Source organism: Rhodococcus sp. NPDC058532 (assembly GCF_042719255.1).
Taxonomy (GTDB): Bacteria; Actinomycetota; Actinomycetes; order Mycobacteriales; family Mycobacteriaceae; genus Rhodococcus_G.
In genome coordinates, this window is sequence record NZ_JBHXNU010000004.1 from 58,993 (window position 1) to 85,494 (window position 26,502).

Consider the following 26,502-nt stretch of genomic DNA (forward strand, 5'->3'; position numbering starts at 1 on the left):
CATACCCGTGTGCGCCAGAAGGGCAGCCTTCGAGGTTGCCGCGGTTCGTCGCTCGCTACTGCGCAACCAATACCGCAGCGTTGGGTGCGCCGTGTGTCGACCTTGGATTCACGAGGCTGGCGCGCCGCCTCCGTCCTCACTGTCGAGTCGAATACGGGAACGGTCACAGCGGAAGCCCGAGAATGCTGAGGGGTGGTTCACGAATTGCACTCTATGGCGGCTGCAGATCACCGGATGTCGTGCGTTCGTTCAGAACAGCGTCGGTTCCGCCCGCTGCCCGGTCCGCGCCTCATGCACCCGTGCCGTCCACCGCTCGACGAGCCAGCGCTCGACGAGTTCCGGGCAGGTCTCCGCCTGCTCGGCCCAGGCGTTCAGCACGCCGAGGTACCGGTTGTACCGGCGCACGGTGAAGCCGGTGACGGCGGGGTTCTCGATCCAGCCCTGGTGGAGCAGGGTGGAGATGCCGTGCTGATCGATGAGTTGGGCGGGGCCGGCGGCGGTGCGGGCGCCGACGGCCCACAGGTACGTCGACAGCAGCACCACGCCGACGCCGGGGGTGTCGGGCCAGCCGGACCAGGAGCTGTCCGGCGCGTCGGGTATTCGTTTCTGCTTCGCGCAGAAGTCGAGGACCGCCTCGATGGTGGCGAGCGGGTCGACGTCCTTGGGGAGGCGTCCGTTTCGCACATCCGGGAACCGGCGTCGCGCCTGCCGGCTGTGGTGGGAGCCCTGCCACGCCGCGCACAGGAACAGCAGTCCGAGGTTCGGGTGGCCGCCGATGGCGAGCTCGCTGCCCGGCCGCAGGTCGTTGCGCAGGATGGTGGTCTTGCCGCCGTCGACGACCCGGCCGTCCAGGTCCCGTCCGCGCAGCCGGATCTCGTGCCCGCCGGCCTTGAGGTGCGTGTTCCACCAGTCCAGGTCGACGAGGGCGCCGTCGTCGAGGACGTGCAGATCGTGGGTGCGGTTCCGGCACCACAGCACGCAGTCCTCGGGCGGCTCGAAACCCTCGTCGAACGGATGCATCGGCCCATCATGGCAGCGGACGCCGCCGAAACTGGGGAGGCGCGGCGCCGGTTACGACGCCTCGAACCGGGCCTCCACGTCGGCGCTGATCGTCACCTGCCCGGGTTCGAGGACCAGGGCGGGTCCGCCCGCGTCGGTGGCCATCGCGGCCATCGGCGCGGCGGCTCGCATCGCCCCGCGGGCGAGCGGGCCGGGCGGGGTCGGAACGCCCAGCATGCCGGTGTCGGCGATCGCGGCGGCGTGGAAGGCGCCGAGCCCGAGGCTCTCCGTGTAGATCTGCGCCTTCTCGATCGCGTCGGCGACGGCGAGGCGGCGCACCGCCGCCACCCGCTTCGCCTCCTTCCCGCGGCTCATCCACCACCGCAGGTGCTCGACGCTCGCCGCGTCGACCTCCGCGGCACGGGTGACGAACGGCCCGACGGCGCGGAAGTCGGTGAACGTCACCGTGATCGGCGCCGACGACTGGTACAGCCACGGCTGCTGCGTGCCCTCCGGGTGGTAGGGCCGGGTCCGGGTGTGCTGCACCTGGTCGAGGCTCCACCGCCGGACCGGGCCGCCGTCGTCGCGGAGCGCGGTGATCAGGTCGGTGACCGCGGCGATCGCGGCCGCGGCCTGCCCGGCCGCCGCCTCGCGGGTGGCGCCGTCGGCGTGCACCCGCAGCGTCACCGTGCACCGGTTCGGGGTGAACCGTCGCTCGGCGTGGCCGGTGACGGTGATGGACACGGTGGGGGAACTCATGTCCGCCAGTGTGCCAGCGTTCAGTGGTCGAGGACGGCCTTGAGGAACTCGCGGGTGCGGGTGTGCGCGGGCCGGGTGAACATCGTCTCCGGGTCCGCCTCCTCGACGATCCGGCCGCGGTCGAACATCAGCACCCGGTTCGACACCTCCCTCGCGAACCGCATCTCGTGGGTGACCAGCAGCATCGTGATGTCGGTGTGCTCGGCGATGTCCCGCAGCACCGCGAGCACGTCGGCGACGGTCTCCGGGTCCAGCGCGGAGGTCACCTCGTCGAGCAGCAGGATCTCCGGGTCCATCGCCAGCGCCCGCGCGATCGCGACCCGCTGCTGCTGGCCGCCGGAGAGTTGGGTGGTGCGGAAGTCCCGCTTCTCCAGCATCCCCACCTGGGTGAGCAGTTCCTCGGCGCGGGTGACGGCCTCGGCGCGGCCACGGCCGAGCACGTGCATCGGCCCCTCGATGATGTTCTCCAGCACCGTCATGTTCGGGAACAGGTTGAATTGCTGGAACACCATCCCCACCCGGCGCCGCACCTGGCGGCGCCGCTTCTCCGGGATCGCGACCCACCGGTCGCCGCGGTACTCGTGCGTGTAGGGGTCGCCGTCGATGAGCAGCAGCCCGCCGTCGGCCTCCTCCAGCGTCATCAGCAGCCGCAGGATGGTGGTCTTGCCGGAGCCGGACGGCCCGATCAGGGTGACCCGGTCGCCGGGCGCGACCGTGAAGTTCAACCCGTCGAGCACGACGTTGTCGCCGAAACGCTTGACGACGTTGCGGAATTCGATGGCGGGGGTGGCGGCGTCGGCGGTCATGTGGTGGCTCCCAACGGGGGTGTTCAGGTCAGGCAAGGCGGCGCTCCATCCGCCGCACCAGCAGCGACGTCGGGTAGCTGAGGATCAGGAACATCAGGCCAGCCAGGGTCAGCGGCTCGGTGTACGAGAAGGTGTTGCCGCCGTAGGTTTGTGCGGCGGTGAACATTTCGACGACGGAGATGACGAACAGGTACGGCGTCTCCTTGAACATCGAGATCGCGTAGTTGCCGAGGCCGGGCAGCGTGTTGCGGATCGCCTGCGGCAGCACCACCGCCCGCCAGGTGCGGGCCCGCGACAGGTTCAGCGCGGTCGCCGCCTCCCACTGCCCGGCCGGGACGGCGTCGATCCCGGCCCGGTACACCTCGGACATGTACGTCGCGTAGTGCACCCCGAGCACCCCGCAGCCGACGACCAGCGCGGGCACGCTCGGCAGCAGCAGATACACGAACAGCAGCTGCGTCAGCAGCGGCGTGGACCGGATGAACTCGACAACGATCCGCAGCGGCAGCGTCACCCAGCGCCGCGGCGAGCGCCGGACCAGCGCGATCGCCAGGCCGAGGATCGACGCGATCACCATCCCGATCACGGTCGCGAGGACGGTGATCTTCAGGCCGTCGAGCATCTGCGGGAGCACATCCCACGCCGTCTCCCAGCTCCACACGTCGTTCACGCGGCCCCCTCCTTCACGCCGTCGGGCGCGGCGGCCGCGGCGGTGGGCGTCGGCCCGGTCCGGGGCGCGAGCCGCAGCACCTCCCGCAGCGTCGGCCGCGGCGGGCCCTGCCCGAGGCGGCGTTTCGCGCGCGCCTCAAGCACATTCATCAGCAGCGTCAGCAGGTAGGCGATCGCGAAGTACACCAGCAGCCCCACCCCGAAGCTGAAGAACGTGTCCTGCGTCGCCTGCCGCAGCTGCCCCGTCCAGAACTGGACGTCGTGCAGGAAGATCGTCGACGCCAACGCCGACCCCTTGAGCAGCTGGATCAGCAGGTTGGCCAGCATCGGGACCATCTGCGCCCACGCCTGCGGAAAGATCACCCGCCGAATCCGGTGCAGCCGACCCAGATTCAGCGCGGTTGCCGCCTCCCACTGGCCGCGGGGGACGGCGTCCACCGAGCAGCGCACCACCTCGGCGCCGTAGGCACCGAAGTTCAGCCCGAGCGCGACGATCCCCACCGCGATCGAGTCGAGCTTGATCCCGAATTCGGGGAGCACGAAGAACAGCCAGAAGAACTGGACGACGAGGGAGGTGCCGCGGAAGAACTCGACCACCACCCGGGACGGTCCCCGCACCCACAGGGTGCCCGCGCGGGACCCGAAGCCGAGCAGCACGGCGACGAGCAGGGCCAGCAGGGCGCCGCCGACGGTCAGCTCGAGGGTGACGAGGACCGCCTCCCCGAGGGCGGGGAGCCGGGCGATCAGCGTCGAGACGTCATCGGACATGCGGTCAGGAACCCAGGCCGAGCTCCGGGCCGAGCTCGGTGGCGATCTTCTCGAGGTCGCCCTCGCAGAGCATGGCGGCGGTCAGGCCGGGGACGGGCCGCTCCGCCTCGGTGAACCCGAACGGCCCGAGGATTTCCTGGTACTTCTGCGGGTCGGAGACGATGGCGGCGAGCTTGTCGTTGTAGGCGTCGAGCAGCGCGGTGTCGCCGCTGCGGAAGACGGTGCCGCCCGCGCCGACCTGCGGGACGCCGTCGATCACCGCGACGAACGAGTCGGTCGCCTCGACCGCGGCGTCGGACCGGTCGGCGAGGGCGCGCACCGAGATGCCGGTCAGCGCGAACGCGTCGGCTCGGCCGGCGACGACGGCGTCGAGCCCGTCCTGCGGGCTGCCGACCTGGATCGTCTCGACACCGGTCCGGTCCGCGTAGCCGGCCTCGATGGCGCCGTTCATCACCGCGAGCTTGACGCCGGCGTCGACGGCCGACTGCCAGTCGCCGAGCCGGTCCGGGTTGCCGGTCGGGACGAGAAACGCCGTCGTGTACATGATCTCGGGTTCGCTGAAGGCGGCGTTCGCGCAGCGGTTCGGGAGGATCGACATGCCGGCGCTGATCGAGTCGAACCGGTCGGCGGTCAGCCCGGGGATCAGGTTGTTCCACTCGGTGAGGACGCCGTCGACCCGGTCGATGCCGAGCTGCCCGTAAATCTCCCGGTTCAGGGCGACGGCGGCGCCGGTGAGCTGGCCGCCGTCGTCGGTGAAGCTGTACGGCTCCTCCCCGGCGAAGCCGACGCTGATCGCCCCCGCGCCCTGCAGTTCGGCGAGCAGGTCGCCGGGGTTGCCGCCGGAGCCGGTGCTCGAGCACGCGGTGAGCGCGGTCAGGGCGAGGGCGGAGCCTGCGGCGATGGCGGCGCGGCGGCCGCTGCTGGTCCTGGTGGACGACACGGATGTCTCCCTTCCGTGGCTCGGCGCGGGCGGTTCCGACGCGTGAGCCGGGGGTGCGTGAACGATCGGCAACGAACGAAGATGATGACGATGCGACAATCTACGTGTCGGTGTGTCGGATTGTCTACAATCTGCGTGCCGGGGTCGGCGGGTGTCGGCGCCGGCCGTCAACGCCGCGGGTCAGGCGGGGTGCGTCAAGCGATTAGGATTGCCGAGTCAGGCTGGATGAAGGAGAGCGGATGACCTCGTCGCCCCGCGGGATCGCACCGTCGCTGTCGCCGGTGACCCGCCCGTCGACCGTGGACCTCATCACCACCGAACTGCGCAACGCCGTCTACTCCGGCGCGCTCCCGGTGGGGTCGCCGATCCGCGAGGTCGAGATGTCCGGTCAGCTGGGCGTCAGCCGCGGCCCGTTCCGGGAGGCGGCCCAACGCCTGGTGCAGGAGGGCCTGCTGCGCGCGACCCCCGGCCGCGGGCTGAGCGTCGCCCGGATCGGCAGGGACCGGGTCCGCGCCCTGTACGAGGCGCGGCTGGCGGTGGAGACCAGCGCTGCCCCGCTCGCCGTCGCGCGCGCCACCGCCGCGCAGGTCGCGGCCGTGCGGGCCGCGCACGACGAGCTGATCGCCGCCGAACGTTCCGAGGACGCGCTGCGGGTCGGGGACGCCGACCTCAACGTGCACTGGACGCTGGTCGCCGCCAGCGGGAACCCGTGGCTGGTGCGGTGGATGACGACGCTGATCGTCGAGGTCCGGATCGCGAGCTTCAGCCTCAGCGAGGAGTACGCGGTCCGCAAGGACACCGCCGACTCGCACCTCGGGATCGTCGAACGGTTCGAGGCCCGTGACGCCGACGGGCTGGTCGCGGCGATCCGCGCCTGCCTGGACGGTGCGGTGACCCGGCTGCTCGCCCCGGGCAGCGTCGAGGTCGAGACGTTCGACGAGCCGCGCCCGTCGTCGGCGCCGCGGCTCGATCCGATCACCCCGATTCTCCCCGAGGCCTGAGCGGCCGGGGCGGGGGCGTCAGGCGAGCAGGTCCTGGTATTCCGGGTGCCGCGCGACGTACGCCTGCACGTACGAGCAGGAGGTGGCGATCGTGATGCCGTCGGCGCGGGTCGCGTCGAGGGCGGCGGCGACGAGTTTGCCTGCCAGGCCCTGACCCTGGAACTCGGGATCGGTGACGGTGTGGTCGAAGTCGCGGACGCCGCCGTCGATGACGGTGTAGTCGGCGTGCCCGGCGACGGTCCCGTCGACGAGGATCTCGAAACGGTTCTGCTCCGGCTTGTGCTCGATGGTGTGCGCCACGGCCCTGGTCCCTTCGTCGTCGGTGAACGCCCCGCACGCTACCCGGCGGCGGCGCCGTCTCCCTCAACGCGACGACCGGCGGCCGCATTCCATTTCCGAACTGTGCGTGAGTTTTACCCCAGTCGGGGTAAAACTCACGCACGGGCGCGTCAGCGCACGATCAGCTCAGGCCGCTCTCGCCGACGAGCTTGACCACACCGTTGATGGTGTTGGTGATCGAGTCGACGATGCCGGCACCGACGATGTCGACGCTGCCGAGCGGGATCAGGGCGATGGTCTCGAGGGAACCCATGTGTACCTCCGGGGGTGGGGCGGGACCGCGACGGCGGGCCGCCGGACTGTGGTCACCCGGCGACGCGCGCCGGGCGGGATGTCAGGGGTCGGTTCAGCTCTCGGCGAGGCCGGACAGGACCGTGAACAGGTGCGTGACCGCGGCAACGGTCTGGCTCTCGGCGAGCAGATCCTCGATCGAACCCATGAACTTCTCCTTCGCATGACAAGCTACCGCCCAGCGCGGACTGCGCTGGGCGGCAAGACTTTCGGGGTGCCCTCGGGCGGGGTGCCCGGGAACTTAGGGGATGCTAACAGGTGCGGCGGGCGGGTGGGGACGCCAGGTCAGTTCAGCAACTCGCGGATGTCCTCGGCGGTCAGCGCCGCGGTGAACGCGCCGCCGTCGTCGACAACCGACGAGAACAGTTCCGACTTGCGGGCCTTGAGCGCCATCACCTTCTCCTCGATGGTGCCGCGCGCGATCAGCCGGTACACCATCACGTGCCGGGTCTGCCCGATCCGGTGCGTGCGGTCCACCGCCTGCGCCTCCGTCGCCGGATTCCACCACGGGTCGAGCAGGAAGCAGTAGTCCGCCTCGGTCAGGTTCAGGCCGAATCCGCCCGCCTTCAGGCTGATCAGGAACACCGGCGCGTCCCCGTTCTTGAACCCGTCGAGGACCTTCGCCCGGCCCCGCGTCTTGCCGTCCAGGTAGGCGTGCGCGATGCCCTCCGCGTCCAGCCGCTGCCGCACCCGGTCCAGGAACCCGGTGAACTGGCTGAACACCAACGCCCGGTGCCCGCCCGCGACGACGTCCCCGAGCTGCTCGAGCAGCGCGTCGACCTTCGCCGACCCGACCGCGCCGTGCCCGTCGTCGACCAGCGCCGGGTCGAGGCTGAGCTGGCGCAGCACCGTCAGCGACCGCAGGATCGTGAACCGGTTCGAGTCGAGGTCGTCGACGAGGCCGAGGATCTTCTGCCGCTCCCGCTGCAGCCGGGTGTCGTACAGCTTCCGGTGCCGCGGCGACAACTCCACCTCGAGCACCTGCTCCTGCTTCTCCGGCAGGTCCGCCGCGACCTGTTCCTTGGTGCGCCGCAACATGAGTGGACGGATCCGGCGCCGCAGCTGCGCGAGCAGTTCGGTGTCGCCGCCCTTCTCGATCGGGGTGCGGTAGTACTCCTGGAATCGGGTCGGGTTGGGAAACAGGCCGGGCGCGGTGATCGACAGCAGCGACCACAGCTCCATCAGGGTGTTCTCCATCGGGGTGCCGGAGATCGCGATCTTCGTCGGCGCCTCGATCCGCCGCATCGCCTGATACGCCTTGGAGCGGTGGTTCTTCACGAACTGCGCCTCGTCGAGCAGCAGCATCGACCAGCGATGCGCCTGGTACTCGTCGGCATCCAGCCGGGCGAGCGTGTACGAGGTGACCACGATGTCCGCGCCGTCGATCGACTCGGTCAGCGCCGCACCCCGTTTCGCGGCCGTCTCCGACACCGCCACCACCCGCAGGTGCGGCGCGAACCGGGCCGCCTCCGACGCCCAGTTCGGCACCACCGACGTCGGCGCCACGATCAGCACCGGCGGATCGCTCGGCTGCCGCTGCCGGGCATGGCAGATCAGCGCGAGGGACTGCACGGTCTTGCCGAGGCCCATGTCGTCGGCGAGGATGCCGCCGAGCCGATTCGACCACAGGAACGCCAGCCAGCGGAACCCGTCCAGCTGGTAGGGGCGCAGGGTCGCGTCGAGGCTCGCCGGCGGGTCGAGGTCCGCCGTCTCGGCCAGGTCGAGCAGCCCCTGCACCTGCTCGCGCCACTGCGCTGCCTGCCGTTCCACCACCCCGAGCGCCGCCAGCTCCTCCCACAGCCCGGCCTGGAAGCGGCTCAGCCGCAACCGGTTCGGGTCCTGGTCGTGCAGGTCCCGCGCCTCCGCGATCAGGCCCCGCAGGCGCTGCAGTTCCGGCTTATCCAGCGACAGGTACGCCCCGTCCGGCAGCAGCAGGTGGGTGTCGCCCGCGCTGAGCGCGGTGAACAGGTCCTTGAACGGCACCGGCGCGTCCTCGACCCGGACGGTGATCGACAGGTCGAACCAGTCGCCGTCGTCGGTGGCGTCGGTGCCGACCCCGATCCGCAGCGACTCGCCCGCGTCCCGATAGTCGGCGGGGGTGCCGGACACCCGGACCTCGACGTCGTCGCGGCCGCGCAGCAGCGGCAGCAGCTCCCCGGTCAGCCGGGCGGTGTCGAGGCCGTGCAGCGTCACCCGCGGATGCGGGCGGCCGTCCGGCCCGGACCGCAACCCGTACTCCTCGAGCGGCGCGTCGAGCCCGGCGACCAGCGCGTCCTCCCGGTCGGGGTCGCGGATCGCGGACCGGGACGGCTCACCCAGCGGGATGAGCCGCTCGGCGCCGTCGACGCGGTAGCGCAGCGACCACGCCACGTCGGCGCGGTGGCCGGCCGCGTAGGCAACGTCGAGGATCAGCTCGGGGCCCTCGACGGTCGGCGGGGTGAAGTCGTCCCCGGTGGAGCGGACCGTCGCCGCGCGCTGCAGGCGCGGGTAGTACTCGGCGGCGAACCGGTCGGTGTCCTCGGCGGGGACGGTCAGCGACGCGTTCCCGATCACCAGGTCCTGCATCGCGCGGGGCGCCCGCCCGGTCAGCCGCGCCATCCGGAACGGCCACCGGTCCGGGTCCGGCCCGGTCGGGTCTCCGGGACGCAGGTACAGCACGCCGTGCGGGTCCGGCCCGAGGAATCCGAGCACGATCACCGGGAGGTCGGTGTCGGCGGCGTGCACGGTCGGCGTCAGCTCGAGGCCCCGCGGGGTGCGGTCGAGGTCGACCACCAGCTCCGCCCGCGACGGCCGCGGCACCGTCCCGAGCGCCTTGCGGGCGTACACGAATTCGATTCCCGCGTCCCGCATCTCGTCGAGCAGCGGCCACAGCCGGGACGGGACGATCGTGCTGAGGTCGATGTCCTTGTCGTTGCCGTACCCGTAGAAGCTGCGCCTGCCGACGTGATAGGTCGAGAGCAGCTCCGACGCCAGCGCCACGTGCCGCGGGTCGGCGTCCGGGAGGTGCCCGAGGTTCGACCAGCTCAGGTTGCCGTTGACCCAGCCGGTCTTGCCGGGACGCACCAGCCGGGCGCTGACCGCCCACCGATCCGACCGCGACCCGCGCAGCAGCGACAGCTGCACCCCCAGCGGCGTCGACTCGGCCGCGTCGGTGTCGTCGCGCAGGGCCGCATCGAGGACCGACTCCCAGTTCGGCGGGGCCGTCGCCGCGTCCCCGGCCGCGGACTCGATCAGCACCACCGTCAACGCCACCACGTGCTTGCAGTTCATCCGCACCGGGCAGGTGCACTGCCCGAACCGGAACTCGAGTTCCCCGCCGACCTCCTCGAAGTGCGCGATCGACTGGTAGGACTCGGTGCCGTCGACGGTCCCGACCGCGGTGAGGTCGTCCTCATACCAGTCGATGCCCGCGACCGCCCCGGACCGGGCGTACCGGGAGCCGCGCCCGTACGCGGCCTGCCCGACCACCCGGGCCAGCGAGGCGAGGGTGTGCGCGGAATGGGCGTCGGAGGTCATGCGTCGACGGTACCGGGACCGCGGACGGTCACCGATCGCCGCCGGTCGCGGCGGCTCACCCGAGATTCACCGGATGGAAGTACAGCGCGCTGTCGGTCTCCTCGATCCGCACGTCGACGGTGTCCCCGACCCGCAGGTGGTCGTCGACGTTGATGCGGCTGCTCGACTCGAGCGCCGCCCGCACCGACCGCGCCGGGATCAGGCCCTGCCGCCCGTCCGGGGCGATCGCCAGCGCGTACCGCCTGCCCGTCCGGGTGACCCGCGCGAACACCGTCGACTCGTCCGGGATCGGGCCGCGGTCGTCGTCGGGCGCGGTCTGCCGGTCGAGTTCCGCGGCGAGCAGATCCGCCATCGTGTCGACGTTGTCGAGCAGCTCGGCCATCCGCCGCGCCACGTCCCGGTGGAACTCGTTCGGCTTGAGCGCCTTACCCGGCTTGTACATGTCCTCGTGGGTCAGCTCGCTCCACGCGTCCTGCAGCCGCGTCTTGACCTGCACCTCCACCTTCACCGGCAGATCACCCTCGTGGGTGGGGACGGTGACCAGCAGCACCGCGTGGAACGCGCGGTACCCGCTGTCCTTCGGGTCGGCGACATAGTCCGTCGGCGGATGCGCGAGCCGCACCGAGCAGGCCGCGGACGTGCACGCCTCCTGCAGCTTCTCGGTGAACGCCGTCAGGTCCCGCGGCGTCTTGCACAGCACCTTCACCCCGAGCAGGTCGTGGAGGGTGTCGGCGACCTCCTCCGGGGTGGTCGGCCTGGCGAACTGCCCGGACGCCACCTTCCGCAGGATCTTGTCGACCGCCCGCGCCCGATCCTTGATCCGCGCCGACTCGGCGTTCAACCGGTCCCGATCCTGGCCCTCAAGCACCGCGTCGGCGAGGGTCTCCAGGAACGTCTGCGTCGTCACCAACGCCGCAGCCCACGCCCGCTCCCGCTGGTCATACAGCCGATCCACCAGGGACTCGACCGCATCCGCCCGCTTCGATCGCCGCATGACTGCTCGACTACGCCCGGTCGACGCGCCGGTCAGCTCGGGTCGTCGAACAGGGGCTGCTCGCCCGGGTCGGTGAACAGCTCCAACGGCAGCCGCGGCTGGGTCGGCGGGGTCGGCGGCATCAGCTCACCGCGCTCGACCTCGACGGCCTCCGGATCGTCGTCGGCCAGCCCGTCGAGGTGGCCACCGAACCGGGTCGCGAACCGCGGATCGACCGTCTTCGTGAACGCGAACAGCTGCTGCAGCGTGTCGATCAGGTGCTGCGGAACGTACGGGTTCGCCAGCACCGCCGCCCACACGTCCACCCGGTCCGCGGCGAGCACGAACTTCAGGTGCGGCCACCGACGGTTCAGGTCGCCGAGCAGTTCACTGGCCCGGGTCCGGTCGCTGATGTCCCGCAGCAGCGGCATCCGGACCTGCACCTCACCGCCGTCCAGGTGCGGCCCGACGAACCCGACGAGCGGACCGATCGCCAGCATGAAGTCGTCGTCGTCCGGGTCCCCGTCGTCGTCGCGGTCGTCGCCGCCGGGCGGCTCGTCGAACAGTTCCGACAGCGTCGACGCCACCAGGTCGTGCAGGTGCGCCTCGTCGCGCGGCGTCACCGCGCGCTGCAGGTCCAGCCCGTCCGGGTCCTCGGGGTCGGGCTCGTCGGAGGTGAGGGTGCGGTGGGTGTCGGCCTCGGTCGCGTCGATCCGCAGGAACGTCGGATGCGGCACCGACCAGACCTCCCGGAACACGGTCACCGCCATCGACGCCAGCTGATCCGCCCAGTTCGACGGCTTGTCGACGAAGAACGCGGGCGACCCCGAATCCGGCTCGTCGTCGGGGCGCCGGGTGGGACGGTGCCAGCCGAGGTCGACGAGCCGGGACTCGTCGTCCGCGGTCAGCCGGTACCGCGGGTCGAGGTAGTCGTTCGACGGCACCTCGCATCGGATCTGACCGTCACCCCAGGCCAGGAACTGCACGCACGGCACGAAGCCGTCGACCCGGGACTCCTCGCCGAGCTCCAGGGCAAGCAGATCGTCCTCGCGCATCGCGGCGATGACGTCCGCCAACCGCTGCTGGTGCTCGGACCAGGCGCGATCCACGCCGGAGTCGAAGTCCTCGAACTCGGACATGATCCCCCAATCCGTCGCAGCATTGTCGAGTCCACGCTAGCGCGCGCAAGCCCGTTCGGCTGGGAGCCGGGCGGGGTGTTCGGGTCACGTTTTCGGCGGCGGTTTCGGTGACGACGGAACCGGACGAGGGCAGGATGCGTCCAAGCCAGGGTGAGCCGGTCGACGGTAGGGGGAGGCATGCGCGCAGCGGTCGCCGCGGCAGTCGCGAGCGGGACGGTGATTGCCGCGGCGTTGCTCGCCGGGTGCGGACCCGGCCCGGTGTCGGGGGACGCCGAGGCAGCCGGTGTTGCTGCCGGGGAGCCGGTGTTCAGCCCGTGCGACGACATACCGGACGAGGTGCTGCGGGGGATCGGGGTGGATCCGGCGACGGAGTCGCGCGACATTCTCGGGGTGAAGCAGCCGGGGTGGAACATCTGCAAGTGGATGGGGGGCGGCCCCGCATTGAGCGTGTTCGCCACCACCTACACCCTTGACGACATCAGGGCCAAGGACGGCAACGGCGAGTTCGCCGATATTGAGATCGGTGGCCGACCGGCGTTCACCTACCGGGTTGATTCCGATCTGGACAGGCGGGACTGTGACGTCGCAGTTGAATCCGCGGAGGGGGCTGTACTGGTGTCGGTTGCGAATGTTGGGGTTGATCCGGTGGCCGAGGATCCATGCGCCACCGCAGTCCGGCGGGCAACGGGCCTGATGGCGTACATCCCGGAGTAGGTATCTGTAGTGGGGGCACAGATGATCGATCAGGGCACGTCGTGGTCGCAGATTGCGCAGCTTGTCGAGGAGGGCGGTGTCCGCCTCGATCCCGGTGTTGCGCAACGGTGCGCGCAGCATTGTTCGGACTTCGTGGCTCTCCTGGAGGCGCTCCAGGCGGAGGTTCGCGGATTGACACGAGTAGAGGGGATGGGGACGTTCCCGTCCGGGATCGCCCTGGCGCGAAAGTTCTCGTTGAAGGCCTCGGGCGGCTCCTATTCGATGGATCAGGCGCTCGCCGATCACATCGCCGAGGTGCAGCGGATGCGGCAGGTGTTTGAGCGGATCGAGGCGATGTACGCCGCCACGGATGATGCTGCGGCGCGGGGGATCACGGGCGTCGGCTCGGGGTCGTGACGGGCGGGAACCGGCAGGGGGGATGAGATGGGGATCAGCATGAACGAGATCGCCGACGCGTTGGGTCGGTTCGCGGACGGGGTGGGGGAACTCGTCGTGGACGGCGGGAACGCGGCGATCGACCTGGCCACCGGCTACAACCTCGCCGAACGCGGTCGGGTCCGGGATGCGCAGGCGGCGGGCAATGAGGAACGCGACGGGATCTACGGAACGCAGGCCGAGCTGCGCGGCAGGTTCACCGGCGACTGGGACGCCCGGCAGTTCGTGGAGGAGAGCTTCGACTCGATGTCGCATCGGCAGATCATGGACTCGGTGAACCGGATGGATCCGGCGGCCGTCACCGCGAGCGCGCACGGCTGGACCGCGATCGGAACGGCGCTCGCCGACGGTCTGCACGGCTTCACGACGGCGATCCTCGGCGAGATCAAGGACGGCTGGGAGGGCGCCGCCGCGGACCGTGCGCTCGACGCGACCGCACGCTATGTCCGGGTCTCCGACGAACTCGCCACGGCGGGAAGCCTCGTCGGCACCAAGGTGGCCGAGGCGGCGACCGGGATCACGCAGGTGAAGGCGACGGTTCCGCCGCCCGCGCAGACGTCGGTCGCCGAGGTGCTGGTCCACCAGTTCAGTCCGGGAACCGCCCTGATCAAAAGCCTGCTGCACGACCGCAACGAGGCCCACGAGCAGGCCATCCAGATCATGAAGACGGTCTACAGCCCGGTCATGCGGCAGGCGGATTCCCAGGTGCCGGTGCTGCCCGCGCCGCCGACTGTCGCGCAACCGGAGGTCGCGGGCCCGACCGGAGCGGGCGGCGGCTCCGCGAACCCGACCGCGGCGGACTCCGCCGTTTCCGCCGGATTCGGCCCGCCAGGTCGGGACGCCCCGTCCGGGCCGGGTGCGGTGCCGGGGGCAGATGCGGGGGACACCGGCCCGTCCGGGGGGCCCGCCCCCGCGGGCGCCGAACGGGGGTCGGGACGGGACGGTTCCGCGGAGTCCGTTCCCGCACAGTCCGATCCGTCGTCGCCGTGGACCCGACCGGCCGGGGTGGACGCCGCGGGCGGGGCGGGCGTCCCCGGCAACCCGGCCGCGTCGGGTGCGGGCGCGATGTCCGGCGCAGGCGGACCGTCGGGGTCCGGGCCGGGCGGGCTCGGATCCGGTGGGCTCGGATCCGGTGGGCTCGGAACCGGTGCCGTCGCTGCCGGCGGCAACGGAGTGTCCGGTGGCGCAGCCGGATCGGGGTCCGGCGGGTACGGCGGCGGGGCAGGCCTGGTGGGAATTCCTGGCGGTGCCGTGGGCACCACAGCGGGCGCCGCTGGGGGAGGCGGCGGTGCGGCGGGTGCCGGTGCGGGCGCCCCCGGCAGGCCGGGCATGCCCGGCGCCGGGATGATCCCCGCCGCGGCCCGCGGCAGGGGCGAGGACGACACCGAACACGCCACCCCCGGCTATCTCGTCACCGTCGACAACGGCAACGACATCGTCGGTACCCTCCCGCTGGTTGCGCCGCCGGTGCTTGGCGGGTAGCGCAGGCGGTCCGGGGCCGTCTCGCGGTCCTCCCCGATGTGCTGGACGCCGAATCGTGGTGAGCTGTGGTCATGATGGTCCTTGCGGCGGAGGCCGCCGCCGACCCGCCCCGCGCCATCGGGATCGCCGTGTTCGTCGTGCTCGTTGCGCTCGGTGTGCTGCTGATCGGCTCCGTGTTCAGTCGGACCCTGCGGTCCCGGGTCCTCGCACCGGCGGGTTACGCCGTCGTCGGCATCGTCGGCGGGTACCTCGTTGCCCGCGGCATCGTGGAGGTCGTCACGATCGACGTCGCCGACCCGGCGAGCTACCGCGACGACTGGGGAGGCCCGAGCCTGCTCGGGGTGCTCGCCGTGCACTGCGGCCCCGGGGTGGCCGTGCTGATCGCCGCGGGACTCCTGATCCGCCGACGCCGAGCCAACCGCGTGCCCGTGGCCGACTGAGCAGGCGCGCGCGTCAGTCGAGGACGGCGCCCGGATTGAGGATTCCGTCCGGGTCGAGCGCGGTCTTGATCCGGCGGGTCAGGTCCATCACGTCGGGGCCGAGTTGGTTCGGCAGCCAGTCCCGCTTGAGTCGGCCGACGCCGTGTTCGCCGGTGATGGTGCCGCCCAATGCGATCGCGAGATCCATCACCTCCCCGAACGCGCGGTGGGCTCGCTCCGTTTCGTCGGGGTCGTCCCGGTCGAACACGATCAGCGGATGGGTGTTGCCGTCCCCGGCGTGGGCGACGACGCAGATCCGGACGCCGCAGTCCGCGGCGATCGCCGCGACGCCCGACACCAGCGTCGGCAGGGCCTGCATCGGCACCCCGACATCCTCGAGCAGCAGCGACCCCAGTGCCTGCACCGCGGGGAACACCGCCCGCCGCGCCGCCGTGAACGCCTCGCCCTCGGCCGGGTCGTCGGTGGCGAATACCTCGGTGGCGCCGCACGATTCGCATGCCGCGACCATCGCGGCGATCTCCAGGCCCGCGGCAGCGCCGGGCGCATCGGACTGCGCGAGCAGCAGCGCGTTGGCGTCGCGGTCCAGCCCCATCCGCAGCGAGTCCTCGACCGCGCAGATCGACGCCTGATCCATGAACTCGAGCATCGCCGGTCGCAGCGTCGCGGTGATCGCCAGCACCGCGTCCGCCGCCGCCTCCACCGTGCCGAACGAGGCGACCATCGTCGACGTGGGAGGCTGCGCCGGAATCAGTTTCAGGGTGATCTCGGTGATCACGCCGAGGATTCCCTCGCTGCCGACGAACAGCTTCGTCAGCGACAACCCGGCGACGTCCTTCAGTCGCGGTCCGCCGAGTCGCACCGCGGTGCCGTCCGCCAGCACCACCTGCAGCCCGAGGACATAGTCGGTGGTGACGCCGTACTTGACGCAGCACAGCCCGCCCGCGTTGGTGGCGGCGTTGCCGCCGATCGAGCAGATCTCGAACGACGACGGGTCCGGCGGGTACCAGAGTCCGTGCTCGGCGACGGCCCGTTTGACCTCGGCGTTCAGCAGTCCGGGTTGCACGACCGCGGTCCGGGTCACCGGGTCGACGACGATCGACCGCATCCGCTCGGTGGACAGCACGATCCCGCCGTCGACCGCGGACGATCCACCGGACAGCCCGGATCCGGCGCCGCGGGGGACCACCGGAACGCGGTGCGCGCTCGCCCAGCGCAGCACCGCCTGCACGTCCTCGGTGCGGGTGGCGCGGACCACCGCGAGCGGGGTGCCCGCGTTCGGGTCTGCCGCCCAGTCCTGGCGGTAGCCGACGAGTAGGTCGGGGTCGGTGAGCAGGGCGCCCTCGGGGAGGTCGGCGGCGAGTGCGGCGAGGTCGGCGGGCATGAGACCATCCTTCGCCGATCCGGCGGGGCGGGCCATGTCGACGCGCCGAGGGTGAGCTGGGTTACGAGACGTAATCGTGATCGGAACGTTACTGGCAACTGTGTAGTTCTCGAGGAGCCCTGCTCAGGGGCCCGAGGAGGTGTCGAATTGGACACGGTGGCCTCGGGATTTGGCCGTCGGGGCCCGGTGGGGAGGTTCGTTCTCAATGCTTGCGAACGCTACAGTTACCGCGCCGCAACCCAAGGCGGTAGCAATCCGGGGCTCCGACCGTGTCTACGTCGGCGGGCTCCGCCGGGGTCGACCGACCCAGTGACTTCAGGACGGAAAAGTGAATCTTCACTCGAAACGACCGTGGCTCCCGCGCGTCCGCGCCACGGTCGCCGTGGCAGGCGCGATGGCCCTGATTGGTGCGGGCGGGGCGGGCATTGCCGCGGCCGATCCCGCAGACCCGAGCTTCACCGCGCCGACATGCGAGGCGACGGAATGGACCCCGCTCGACGGGCAGCTGACCCTCACCGGGGCGCGCCTGGACAGCCTCAACGCCGGCAACGTGGTGCCGCTGTACGGCAACCTGCCCGAGGACGACATCACCATCCAGTACCCGCCGATCTGTGGTGTCCGACTGGTGAACGGCGCCCCGGTCGCGGAGTGGATGTACTGCACCGACGCCGACAACGGCACCTGTGCAGGCGTCGCCCCGGAGGGCTGGGTGGATCCCTTCACCAAGGAGCCCATCCCGGAGGGGACACAGCTCAACGACTACGGCGAGGCCGTCGGCCCGACGCTGCCGCAGACCGGCAACCCGAGGCTCACCGCCGACCAGGAGAAGGTCATCAGCTACCTCCTGCTGAACGGCGTCGAATGGCAGACCACCAATCCCGAGCATGGCGGCACCTCCACCTGGACCGACAACACGTCGGAGGCCAACCGGAACGCGCTGCAGGACGCGATCTGGTGCGTCTCGGACTACGGCGCCGGCGACACCGCGCTGTGCGACCGGTTCATCGGCAAGGAGAAGCAGGCCGAGATCCTCGCCTCGATTCCGGATCACGAGGAGTCGGTGCTCGACCTCGAGCGGGTCGACCCGACCCCGGGCGACGAGCTGCCGGTCGGTGACACCGCCCGGTTCACCCTGACCACCAACCTGTACAACCAGGACCTGGACCTGGTCCTGCCGCCCAACGCGACCGTGACCGTCTGCGAGGGCGACGCCACCATCACCGACGGCAAGCTCGTCGTGACCGGCACCGCCGCGGCGGGCACCACGATCACCCTGTGCGTCACCTCGGACACCGAGGGTCGGGTGGACCTCGCCGTGCGGGGCACCGAATCGCCGGAGAAGCACATCAAGTGGAACCAGGCGAGCTCCACCGACGCCGACCCGGCCGAGCACGCCGGCTGGCCGCGGCACGAGTGCCAGGTCTTCGCCACCTTCGACACCACCGCCGAGAAGCTGCGCGACGCCGACCATGCGGTGTTCGTCGACGACGAGGGCAACGGTTCGCTCGGTAGCGCGGGCAGCGTCGGAAGCCTCGGCAGCCTGGGCGGCAGTACCGGCAGCCTCGGCAGCGCGGGCAGTGCCGGTGCCGGTAGCGCCGGACTCGGCAGCGCGGGCCTGGGCAGTGCCGCCCTCGGCAGCGCGGCACTGGGCAGCGCCGCGCTCGGCAGCAGCGACCTGGGCAGCAACGGCGGCTCGCTCGGCACCACAACGCCGCAGCCCGCGCCGACCACGACGCAGCCCGCGCCGACCACCACCCCGGCGCCGACGACCACCGCCCCGACGACGGCTGCGCCGACGACCACGGTGGCTCCGACCACCACGGCTCCGGCCACGACCGCGCCGCAGGGCGAGCGCCCGCACGCCATCGACGGTGGCGCGGCGGAGGAGGGCTTCACCGCGACGACCGGTCTCGGTCTTGCCCTTGCCCTGCTCGCCGTGGGCGGCGTCGGTGTGGCCATCGCGGTCCGCAGGCTGCGTGGCTAGCCTGAGCTGACGGACGGCGCCCGCCCCGGTCGAACGCGACCGGGCCGGGCGCCTCGTCGTCGCCGGACACCCGGCCGACGGACACGACGAGGACGGACCATGACACGAACTGGACGGCATCGGCGGCGGCCGAGCGTGATCGGGACGCTCGCGGTGCTGGTGGTGGCGCTGCTCGCGGTCGTCGTCGGCGTCGGCATGCTCACCGCCGACGGCGAGGAACCCGCCGTCGCCGACCCGAATCCGCCCGGTGTCGCCGCGCCGGTTCCCGCCCCGACATCGCCGCAGCCCGACATCGGAACATTGCCGCCGCGCACCCTTGCCCTGCCCCGGGTCGGGGTGGCCGCGCCGATCGGCGTCGCCACCGTGCCCGGCGGGGTGCTCACCCCGCCGAACGACGTGTCGACGGTGGGGATCTGGCAGGACGGGGCGCCGCTCGCCGCGGACGCGGGCACCACCCTGCTCGCCGGGCACGTCAACATGGTCGGCCAGGGCAACGGTGCCCTGTTCTCCCTCGCGTTGATGCAGCCGGGGGACGTCATCCACACCTCCGACGATGCGGGCCGGTCCACGGCGTGGCGGGTCACCCGGGTGGTGGAGCGCCCGAAGGCGGACGGCGTCGAGGAGAGCGTGCTCGACGGTCCGACCGGTCCCCGCCGCCTCGCGGTCGTCACCTGCGGCGGCGACCTCACCTACACCGACGGCGTCGGCGACTACACCGACAACGTGTACCTGTACGCGGACGCCGTCTGACGCGCGTCACCCCTCCCGCTCACCGGGCCGCGACCGCGGTCACCTGCAGTTGGTTCACGTCGTAGGTGGCGCATCCGGTGCCCGCGTGGCCGACGAACAGGGTTGCGGTGTCGTTCGGGGGATAGACCCGCAGACCCGCGACCGGGGTCGGGACGCACTCCTGCGCGGGGTAGTCGAGCACCTGCACCGCGCGCACCATCGCGGTGGCCCGCGCGCCCGGCGCCAGCACCACCGGTGCGCCGCCCTCGCCGGACCGGGTCGCCGCCCGGCCGACCTCCCTCCCGTCCTCGCCGTCGACGTAGGAGACCCCGGGGAACCCGTCCAGTGTGCAGGTGCGTCCGCCGGTGTTCGTGAACACCAGCGGAATCGTCACCGAGCCAGCGGATCCCTGCGACTTGCCGTCGTTCACCGACAGTTCCCGCGTCGTGCAGCGGTCCGTGTCCGCCACCGGTGCGGCGGCAGCGGTCTCCGCCGCGGCGACCTCCGGTGGGGTGGCCGCGGTGGTGCCCGGGTCCGCCACGGCGGCCGCCGGGCGCGGTGTCGCCCCGGACGGGTCGGACGCGCACCCGGCGACGATCCCGGCGCCGATCAGCAGTGCTCCCGCGGCCGCGCCTGCCCGGGTGGCTGCGGCGGTCATCGCGGCCCCCGCCGCAGGCATTCGTCGAACATCTCCCGCACCTCCCGCACGTGTTCGTCGAGCGTCTCCACGGTCCAGTCGTCGGTCGGCACCGGCGCGAGCACGTCGACGTGCACCGTCCCCGGATGCGCGACAAGGGAATTGCGCCACATCAGTTCGCCGGCGTCGTGAATGACGATCGGCACGATCGGGACCCGCCCCTGCATCGCGACGTGGAATCCGCCCTTCTTGAACCGCCCCAGCCGCGGTGTCGGGGACCGGGTGCCCTCCGGCGCGATCGCCAGCGACGTCCCCGACCGGAGCTTCGCGACCGCGGGGGCCAACGCAGCCTTCGCCGCGGTGGTATCCGACCGGTCGAGGTAGGCCACGTCGAGCAGCGCCCCGACGGGGAGGAAGCGGGGATCGCGGGCGGCCTCCTGCTTCGCGACACCGGTCACGTCGCAGCGGATCACGGTGCCCAACACCAGCACGTCGAGGGAACTCTGGTGGTTGAACATGAACACCGCGGGCCTGCTGCTCCACGCGTTCTCCCGGCCCCGCACCGTCACGGTGATGCCGCAGATCGTCAACGCCAGGTCCGGGCCGACCGCGCCGACCAGGTTCGCCGCGGTCTGCCGGTTCCGGGTGAGCAGGCCGACCCCGACCGCGGCAGCGGTCGTCGTCATCAGCGCGCCGATCGCGGTCGCGGTGCGGACGGTGGACAGTGGTGTCGCGCCGCGCTGCGGCCTCGGCAGCCGCACGATCGGCCATCCGCCGCGCCGCGCCCGCCGGGACAGTTCCCGATCCGGGTTCAGCGCGACCGGGTGGCCCACCGACTCCAGCATCGGAACATCCTCGCCGCCATTGGAATACGCGAACGCGACCGCCAGGTCGATGCCCCGCTCGTCCGCGTACCCGGCGAGCGCCTTCGCCTTCGCGGGGCCCCACAACGGGGGCGACGCCAGCCGCCCGGTGAGCATGCCGTCGCGCACCTCCGGTTCGGTGCACAGCAGGTCGGGGAGGTCGAGGTCCTCCGCCACGTACCGGGCCTGGTACGGCGTCGCGGACGTCGCCAGCACCACGGTATGCCCGGCCCGGCGGTGCGCCGCGACGATGGTGCGGGCGTCGCGGTAGATCATGCCCGCGATCTGCTGCCGGAACAGTCGCAGGCCCCACTCGAGCAGGTCATCCTCCTGCCTGCCCGCGAGCGCGTGCACCGCGACGTCCATCAGGCCGCCGACGTCGGCGCCCCGGAACTGGGTGTCGAGCACCGCGCCCGTCGTGCGGAGCAACTCGCCGACGCTGATGTCCCTGGTGCGCAGTCGATCCCGATACACCACCGTCGCGGAGTAGCCGGCGATCAGGGTGCCGTCGAGGTCGAACGCGGCGAGCGTCCCCGGCCCCGGCGGCGCCTCCTCAATGGCCCGCAGGACGGTGGCGAGGGCACTCACGACGCGGACCCGTCCGGCTCGGGTGCGCCCCCGTCGGTGTCCGGGCCGGGTACGGGCGCGGGGACCGGCTCGGACAGGCTGTCCAGGCGGGCGTGGGCCAACTCCCGGATCCGCTGCACCCGGCGAACCAGCACCCCGATCTCCGCGGCGAACTGGGCCCGCCGGTGCGCGGTGTCGGCCCCGGTCGCCTCCACCAGCCCCCGGTTGCGCGCCAACGCCAACGCGGTGCCGAACAGTTCACCCGAGATCGATTCGCTGCTCGCGATCTGCTGACGCAACCGCCGCTGCTTCGCGATCGCCAGACACTGCTCCACGAACGCCGGCTCGTCGAGGGCGGGGGACGCCGGCGCGAGCACCAACTGGTCGGCCACCACCGCGTACGCCTCGAGGAACGGCTGCAGCACCCGGTGCGCGAGATACGGCCGCACCGCGCCGAGAATGTTCTCGGCGTAGTGCGGGTTGGTCAGCTCGTCCTCCCAGGTGGGGCGGATCAGGTCCAACTCGTCGCGCAGCTGCCGCTCGAAGGTGTCCTTGTCGGGGAAGAAGAATTCGAACTTGAGCAGGTCCCGGATGCGTTTCGCCTCGGTCCAGCCGTCCCGGATCGGGTCGGTGAACCGTTCCTCGACCGCCGCCTGCAGGACCAGTTCCGCGATGGCCCGCACGACAAGGAAGTGAATCGAGTTGTTGCGGTAGAACGCCGCAACGAGATGCTGATCGGAGCCGAGGAAGTAGACGCGCTCGTCGCCCTTGTCGAAGCGGCGCAGCACGCCGGAGTCCAGATGGGTCTGCAGCGCCGTGCGGAACACCAGCGGGTTGGTCAGGTCGAAGTCGCCCGCGGTCGGGAGGCGGCGCGCCCGGATGTAGTCGATCAGCGGGTCGAGGATGAAGTCGAGTTCGGGCACCGTCAGCGCCCGGTCCTCGATGCCGAGGAACGCGAGCAGCAGCAGCGACGACGCGGTGACCGGGGTGACCTCGTTGATTCGATGGCACACCTCGAACGCGGTCTTCTGGATCGCGAGGCGCTGGTCGGGTTCCTGCGCGAGGGACCGCGCCAGCGACAGCGGACGCCCGATCGTCACGTGCGCGACACCGCGCCGGTTGCCTTGCGCGCGAACATATCCGACCATCCAACGGAAGCCCTCCTTCTGCTTCACCTCACCGTGGGCCTCCGCGGCCATCGCCTTCACCTCGTACAGCTGGTCGTACGTCAGCGCCACCGGCACCAGGTACACGTCCGAGGCGACGGACGTCCGGAACGCCTGTGCGAGGTAGGTCAGCAGCCCGAATCGTGGCGGCCGCAGCTTCCCGGTGCGGGTGCGTCCGCCCTCGATGTACCACTCCAGGTTGAACCGCTTCGTCACCAGATACCGCATGTACTCGCGCAGGGTCCACTTGTAGACGTCGTCGTCGCCGAACTTGCGGCGGATGAACACGGTGCCGCTGCGCTTGCCGATCGGACCGATCGGCCAGAAGTTGATGTTGAGGCCGCCCATCACGTGATTGAGCGGAAGATCGTTGGCCAACAGCGCCGGCCGCAGCACCAGCGGATCCAGGTACGACCGGTGGCTGGGCAGGAACACCAGCGAATGCTGCCGGTTCAGCTCCCGCAGTTCGTCGAACCGCGCGGTGTCGACGTCGAGGCGGTAGGCGCGGGAGAAGTAGCGGCCCAGCCGATCCCACACCGCGATCGCCCGCCTGCTCTGGGTGGCGACCAGCTCGTCGAGCGCCTCCCTGGCCCGCCCGTCCACCTCGCCGAGCGGGACGCGAAGGTCGGCCGCCAGCTGCCGGGTGCCGTCCCGGTAGCGGCGGCTGTCGGTGATCTCGTCGACCACGAACCGGGACACCTTGTACTGGTCGCCGAGCAGGGTCCGCTCGGCGCGCTCGAGGGCGAGGGCGGCCTGGCGGCGGATGAACTCCGGCAGCGATCCGCCGCCGTCCTCGGTGAGGCGGCGTTCGAGGTCGCTCAGGGGTGCCGGTTCGCCCTCGATGACCCGGCAGCGGTCCGGGTCGGTGCGCAGCATCCGGCGTTGCGCGCCGCGCCCCGGGTGCAGCGGGTCCCGCGGGGACAGCGCCTCCCGAAGGCGCTGGGCGCCGGGCTCGTCCGGGTCGCGGGGCAGCCACACCACCCGGACCGGCGTCAGCAGCGGATCGTCGTCGCGGGCGGTCAGCTCGGCCAGCGCCCGATCACTGATCGTCACCGCGGTTGCCGGGGTCGCCGAACCGCTCACCTGCTCGCCGAGCCAGGTGTGCAGGACACCGGATTCGGTTTCGGTCATCGGTTCGGTCAGGTACACCCGGGGATGCTGCCCGTTCGTCCTCATCGCGGGGATCCTTCCGTCGCGCCGAGCGCGACCACCTCGTCGAAGCCCTCCTGCAGGCATTCCATGAACGCGGCCGGTGCGGTGACGGCCGCGGTGTCGAGATTGACGCCGACGCAGCAGATCCCGTTGTGGGAGACCAGCGTCGCCATCACCGCGCAGCCCGGCGCCGGGCCGAACGGGAACATCCGCTCGATCCGGGCACCGGCGAGGTACACCGGAACCGGAACCCCGGCGACGTTGCTCGCCTGCAGGTCCAGCCCGGTGGACTGGGCGAGGTACCAGTTCGCCAGCAGCCATGTCGGCAACCGCGACAGCACCGGGGCCGCGAGGTCGAGCGCGTCCAGTGCCGGTTCCTCGCGCAGGCCGAGCACGATCGCGCGGACCGCCGCGATCCGGGCCGCGGGGTCGCGTTCGGCGGCCGGGCCTGCGAACCGCACCGCGGTGAAGCGGTTGCCGCCGGATGGATCCGACGCGGTGCGCAGGTTTACCGGCATGCCCATCGGGACCGCCCCGACCCGTCGACCGTGCCGGTCGTGGTAGCGCGCGACGCCGCCGAGCAGCGCAGCGACGTAGGCGTCGTTGACGGACCCGCCCGCCGCCTTCGCGCCCGCCTTCAGTTCGGGCAGGCCCACCTCGAGGGCACCGAACCAGCGCCCAAGACCCCGGTCGCGGAGCAGTGCCGACCCGGTCGCCGGTGGGGGAGTGACCACCCGGCGCAGCGAATTGGCGTACTCGAACGCCTCGGTGACCGCCCCGATCGGGTCCGCGACGGCGGCCGTTGCCGTGCGCACCGCCCCGCCGACCAGTCCGGCGATCCGGCCGGGGGCCCGCCGCGCCAGGGTCACCACCTCCTCGCCGAGCGCGGTGACCGTGTTCAGGTTCTCCGGCGGGGCGGGCAGCCGGTCGGGCTTGTCGGGGGTCGGTTCCCGGCGGCGGCTGTGCAGCAGGGTCATCAGCCCGATGCCGCCCATCCCGTCGGTCATGCTGTGGTGCGTCTTCACCACGTACACGGCGCGGCCGTCGTCGAGGCCCTCGATCAGCATCGCCGTCCACGGCGGGCGGGCCTTGTCGAACGGTTCCGTCGCCAGGTGCCTGCAGATCCGGAGGGCGTGGTCGAAGGTCGCCGGGTCGGGCAGCCGGACCCGGCGCAGGTGGTAGTCGAGGTCGAACTCGGGGTCGACCGACCACACCGGATTGCCAAGGCCGAACACCGGTTCCACCGCCCGCATCCGGATCCGGGGGACGATGTGCGAGGCCCACTCGTGCGCCCGGACCAGCCGATCCCAGTCCGGCGGGCCGTCGAGGACATCGACCGCGACGATCGGGGAGCGGAGCTTGGGCTGGGCCTCCTCCATCCGCCACATGCCCGCCTCGAGGTCGGACATCGTCCGGTCCCAGCCCCGAGCGAGTCCGGACAGGTCGACGTCGACGGCGCTCGGCGGGACGAGGGGCGGGCCGCTGGCGTCGCCGACTGTTCCCATCTCGCACTCCTACGGTTGTCCACTGCCCGCGCGGTGCCGGTGCCGCAACGCGGCGCCGCCTCCAGTCTGTACCCGAGTCCCGGCCCGCGCGCGTTATCCGGGGGACGGTGCGGTCCGGGACCGCCGCGTCCCGCTCACCGGGACCGGGGTCCGCCCGGCGCGCGACACGCCCGACCGGGGCGGGCCCCGACGGAGACGCTGGTAGTGACGCAGATTACATTTCCGGGCAGGTCACTGTGGGGCACCCCACATGCCGTGTTACCTGAAATTTCCGAGCTGGCTATACACAACTGCCCGGTAAGGGGCTAGATTCGCGTCCATCGCTCGACGTCACTTCGGTGTTACAGGTCGGGTGTGCATGTCCTTCGAGTGGGGGACACGGTTCTACCGCCGCGCGTGCGCGCGTGGCATGCGTGATGGGAGTGACGAGATGGGCGATCGGACGGTCACGGACGGCATGGTCCGCGCGATTCTCGCGTACGAGTTCGAGGAACTCGACACCGACGGCGCCGCCGTCGTCACCGCGGTCCGCGCGGGCCTGCTCGGCGACTGGGTTCGGGCCGTCGCCGACTCCGGGATGATGTCCGTCGGCGCGGTGCGGGACCTGGAGGCGCAGTGGCGGGCCGACCCGGAGCTGCTGGTGGATGCACTCCTCGACGGCGTGGACGAGATCACCCGCCGACGGCTGACCGGGTCCCGCGTTGCGGTGCTGCCGGTTGCCGCGGAGCGGGTCACCGCGGGCTGACCGCCGCACCCGCCGCCTCGTTTGCCCCAAGAATCACAATTGTCACTCTGTTACCGGATTGTGGTGATTGGTTCTCGCCAGGGCCCGCGAGACCGGCTAGGTTTGCACCAATCGCTCGAGCGCACCGAAGTGTTACGCCCATACGGACGGACATCGCAGCCGACGAAGGGACCGCACCCATGAACCCTCTGGCATCCCCGACGAAAGACCTGGTCACGGCCGTTCTGTTCAGTGAATGGGACGGCGGCGAGATCGACGTCCATGCCATCGACCTGGTGCGGGACGGCGAGATGTCGGAGTGGCGGGAGGCGCTCTCGGACAGCGGCCTGTTCACCGACGAGGCGCTCGTTGAGATCGTCGCGGCCTGGCGCCGCGACCCCGAACTGCTCGTCGACGCCCTGCTGGCCGGGGCGGACGAGGTGTCCCGGCGCAGGCTCAAGGTGCCGCGCAGGCTCTCGCTGCTGCCCGCGGTGCCCGACCGGGTTGCCGTTTTCGGCTGACC

At 71.6% G+C, this 26,502-nt stretch carries 25 protein-coding genes; 9 read left to right on the forward strand and 16 right to left on the reverse strand.

Annotation, left to right across the window (positions count from 1 at the left end):
• Positions 1-249 precede the first annotated feature (249 nt).
• The 6 genes from ACFWQG_RS06595 to ACFWQG_RS06620 are packed head-to-tail and all read right to left on the reverse strand — an operon-like array spanning position 250 to position 4,941.
• Positions 250-1,020: a hypothetical protein gene (locus tag ACFWQG_RS06595; protein ID WP_378506799.1), complete on the reverse strand. Its 771-nt coding sequence runs from the start codon at positions 1,018-1,020 to the stop codon at positions 250-252.
• Positions 1,021-1,071: 51 nt separating this feature from the next.
• The gene (locus tag ACFWQG_RS06600) at positions 1,072-1,758 is read right to left on the reverse strand and encodes an SIMPL domain-containing protein (RefSeq protein ID WP_378506800.1); all 687 of its coding nucleotides are present in this window, start codon (positions 1,756-1,758) and stop codon (positions 1,072-1,074) included.
• A gap of 20 nt (positions 1,759-1,778) precedes the next feature.
• The gene (locus tag ACFWQG_RS06605; protein ID WP_378506801.1) at positions 1,779-2,564 is read right to left on the reverse strand and encodes an amino acid ABC transporter ATP-binding protein; all 786 of its coding nucleotides are present in this window, start codon (positions 2,562-2,564) and stop codon (positions 1,779-1,781) included.
• 28 nt (positions 2,565-2,592) lie between these two features.
• Positions 2,593-3,234 carry an ectoine/hydroxyectoine ABC transporter permease subunit EhuD gene (gene ehuD / locus ACFWQG_RS06610; protein WP_378506802.1) on the reverse strand — a complete coding sequence of 214 codons (642 nt, stop codon included), beginning with the start codon at positions 3,232-3,234 and terminating at the stop codon, positions 2,593-2,595.
• Positions 3,231-4,001: an ectoine/hydroxyectoine ABC transporter permease subunit EhuC gene (gene ehuC, locus ACFWQG_RS06615; protein WP_378506803.1), complete on the reverse strand. Its 771-nt coding sequence runs from the start codon at positions 3,999-4,001 to the stop codon at positions 3,231-3,233. The genes ehuD and ehuC overlap by 4 nt, the downstream gene beginning before the upstream one ends.
• 4 nt (positions 4,002-4,005) lie before the next feature.
• A complete protein-coding gene (locus ACFWQG_RS06620) occupies positions 4,006-4,941 on the reverse strand; it encodes a transporter substrate-binding domain-containing protein (protein WP_378506804.1) in 936 nt (311 codons plus the stop codon).
• A 239-nt stretch (positions 4,942-5,180) separates the two neighbouring features.
• Between ACFWQG_RS06620 and ACFWQG_RS06625 the strand changes: the two genes are divergently transcribed.
• Entirely contained in the window at positions 5,181-5,942 is a 762-nt protein-coding gene (locus ACFWQG_RS06625; protein ID WP_378506805.1) for a GntR family transcriptional regulator, read from the forward strand.
• Between the two features lie 18 nt (positions 5,943-5,960).
• Here the strand turns inward: ACFWQG_RS06625 and ACFWQG_RS06630 are convergent, their stop codons facing one another.
• The 5 genes from ACFWQG_RS06630 to ACFWQG_RS06650 form a co-directional block, all read right to left on the reverse strand.
• On the reverse strand, positions 5,961-6,242 hold the full coding sequence (locus ACFWQG_RS06630) for a GNAT family N-acetyltransferase (RefSeq protein ID WP_378506806.1): 282 nt from the start codon (positions 6,240-6,242) through the stop codon (positions 5,961-5,963).
• A gap of 160 nt (positions 6,243-6,402) precedes the next feature.
• On the reverse strand, positions 6,403-6,534 hold the full coding sequence (locus tag ACFWQG_RS06635; RefSeq protein WP_378506807.1) for a hypothetical protein: 132 nt from the start codon (positions 6,532-6,534) through the stop codon (positions 6,403-6,405).
• 323 nt (positions 6,535-6,857) lie between these two features.
• Positions 6,858-10,088, reverse strand: a complete 3,231-nt coding sequence (locus tag ACFWQG_RS06640; RefSeq protein ID WP_378506808.1) for an SNF2-related protein — start codon at positions 10,086-10,088, stop codon at positions 6,858-6,860.
• A gap of 55 nt (positions 10,089-10,143) precedes the next feature.
• On the reverse strand, positions 10,144-11,082 hold the full coding sequence (locus ACFWQG_RS06645) for a GTP pyrophosphokinase family protein (RefSeq protein WP_378506809.1): 939 nt from the start codon (positions 11,080-11,082) through the stop codon (positions 10,144-10,146).
• A 32-nt stretch (positions 11,083-11,114) separates the two neighbouring features.
• Entirely contained in the window at positions 11,115-12,200 is a 1,086-nt protein-coding gene (locus ACFWQG_RS06650; protein ID WP_378506810.1) for a hypothetical protein, read from the reverse strand.
• A 177-nt stretch (positions 12,201-12,377) separates the two neighbouring features.
• Between ACFWQG_RS06650 and ACFWQG_RS06655 the strand changes: the two genes are divergently transcribed.
• From ACFWQG_RS06655 to ACFWQG_RS06670, 4 genes are all read left to right on the forward strand, one after another.
• Positions 12,378-12,914, forward strand: a complete 537-nt coding sequence (locus tag ACFWQG_RS06655; protein WP_378506811.1) for a DUF3558 domain-containing protein — start codon at positions 12,378-12,380, stop codon at positions 12,912-12,914.
• Between the two features lie 21 nt (positions 12,915-12,935).
• Positions 12,936-13,310, forward strand: coding sequence for a hypothetical protein (locus ACFWQG_RS06660; RefSeq protein WP_378506812.1), 375 nt, complete (start codon positions 12,936-12,938; stop codon positions 13,308-13,310).
• A 27-nt stretch (positions 13,311-13,337) separates the two neighbouring features.
• Positions 13,338-14,831 (forward strand): hypothetical protein, encoded by a 1,494-nt coding sequence (locus tag ACFWQG_RS06665; RefSeq protein ID WP_378506813.1) that lies wholly within the window; start codon positions 13,338-13,340, stop codon positions 14,829-14,831.
• A 71-nt stretch (positions 14,832-14,902) separates the two neighbouring features.
• Positions 14,903-15,271, forward strand: a complete 369-nt coding sequence (locus ACFWQG_RS06670) for a hypothetical protein (RefSeq protein ID WP_378506814.1) — start codon at positions 14,903-14,905, stop codon at positions 15,269-15,271.
• A 13-nt stretch (positions 15,272-15,284) separates the two neighbouring features.
• Here the strand turns inward: ACFWQG_RS06670 and ACFWQG_RS06675 are convergent, their stop codons facing one another.
• Positions 15,285-16,652: an FAD-binding oxidoreductase gene (locus ACFWQG_RS06675; RefSeq protein ID WP_378506815.1), complete on the reverse strand. Its 1,368-nt coding sequence runs from the start codon at positions 16,650-16,652 to the stop codon at positions 15,285-15,287.
• Positions 16,653-16,980: 328 nt separating this feature from the next.
• On the opposite strand from ACFWQG_RS06675, the gene ACFWQG_RS06680 reads away from it, so the two are divergent.
• Positions 16,981-18,636 carry a hypothetical protein gene (locus tag ACFWQG_RS06680; protein WP_378506816.1) on the forward strand — a complete coding sequence of 552 codons (1,656 nt, stop codon included), beginning with the start codon at positions 16,981-16,983 and terminating at the stop codon, positions 18,634-18,636.
• 99 nt (positions 18,637-18,735) lie between these two features.
• Positions 18,736-19,386: a class F sortase gene (locus ACFWQG_RS06685; protein WP_378506817.1), complete on the forward strand. Its 651-nt coding sequence runs from the start codon at positions 18,736-18,738 to the stop codon at positions 19,384-19,386.
• A 19-nt stretch (positions 19,387-19,405) separates the two neighbouring features.
• Here the strand turns inward: ACFWQG_RS06685 and ACFWQG_RS06690 are convergent, their stop codons facing one another.
• The 4 genes from ACFWQG_RS06690 to ACFWQG_RS06705 are packed head-to-tail and all read right to left on the reverse strand — an operon-like array spanning position 19,406 to position 25,255.
• Complete coding sequence (locus ACFWQG_RS06690; protein ID WP_378506818.1) at positions 19,406-20,023, reverse strand: DUF4232 domain-containing protein; 618 nt, start codon at positions 20,021-20,023, stop codon at positions 19,406-19,408.
• Positions 20,020-21,453: an HAD-IB family hydrolase gene (locus tag ACFWQG_RS06695; RefSeq protein WP_378506819.1), complete on the reverse strand. Its 1,434-nt coding sequence runs from the start codon at positions 21,451-21,453 to the stop codon at positions 20,020-20,022. The genes ACFWQG_RS06690 and ACFWQG_RS06695 overlap by 4 nt, the downstream gene beginning before the upstream one ends.
• Complete coding sequence (locus tag ACFWQG_RS06700) at positions 21,450-23,774, reverse strand: glycerol-3-phosphate 1-O-acyltransferase (protein WP_378506820.1); 2,325 nt, start codon at positions 23,772-23,774, stop codon at positions 21,450-21,452. Before ACFWQG_RS06700 ends, ACFWQG_RS06695 begins: the two co-directional genes overlap by 4 nt.
• Complete coding sequence (locus ACFWQG_RS06705; RefSeq protein WP_378506821.1) at positions 23,771-25,255, reverse strand: wax ester/triacylglycerol synthase domain-containing protein; 1,485 nt, start codon at positions 25,253-25,255, stop codon at positions 23,771-23,773. The genes ACFWQG_RS06700 and ACFWQG_RS06705 overlap by 4 nt, the downstream gene beginning before the upstream one ends.
• A gap of 430 nt (positions 25,256-25,685) precedes the next feature.
• Between ACFWQG_RS06705 and ACFWQG_RS06710 the strand changes: the two genes are divergently transcribed.
• Positions 25,686-26,000, forward strand: coding sequence for a hypothetical protein (locus ACFWQG_RS06710; RefSeq protein WP_378506822.1), 315 nt, complete (start codon positions 25,686-25,688; stop codon positions 25,998-26,000).
• Positions 26,001-26,179: 179 nt separating this feature from the next.
• Entirely contained in the window at positions 26,180-26,500 is a 321-nt protein-coding gene (locus ACFWQG_RS06715; RefSeq protein WP_378506823.1) for a hypothetical protein, read from the forward strand.
• Positions 26,501-26,502: the final 2 nt, after the last annotated feature.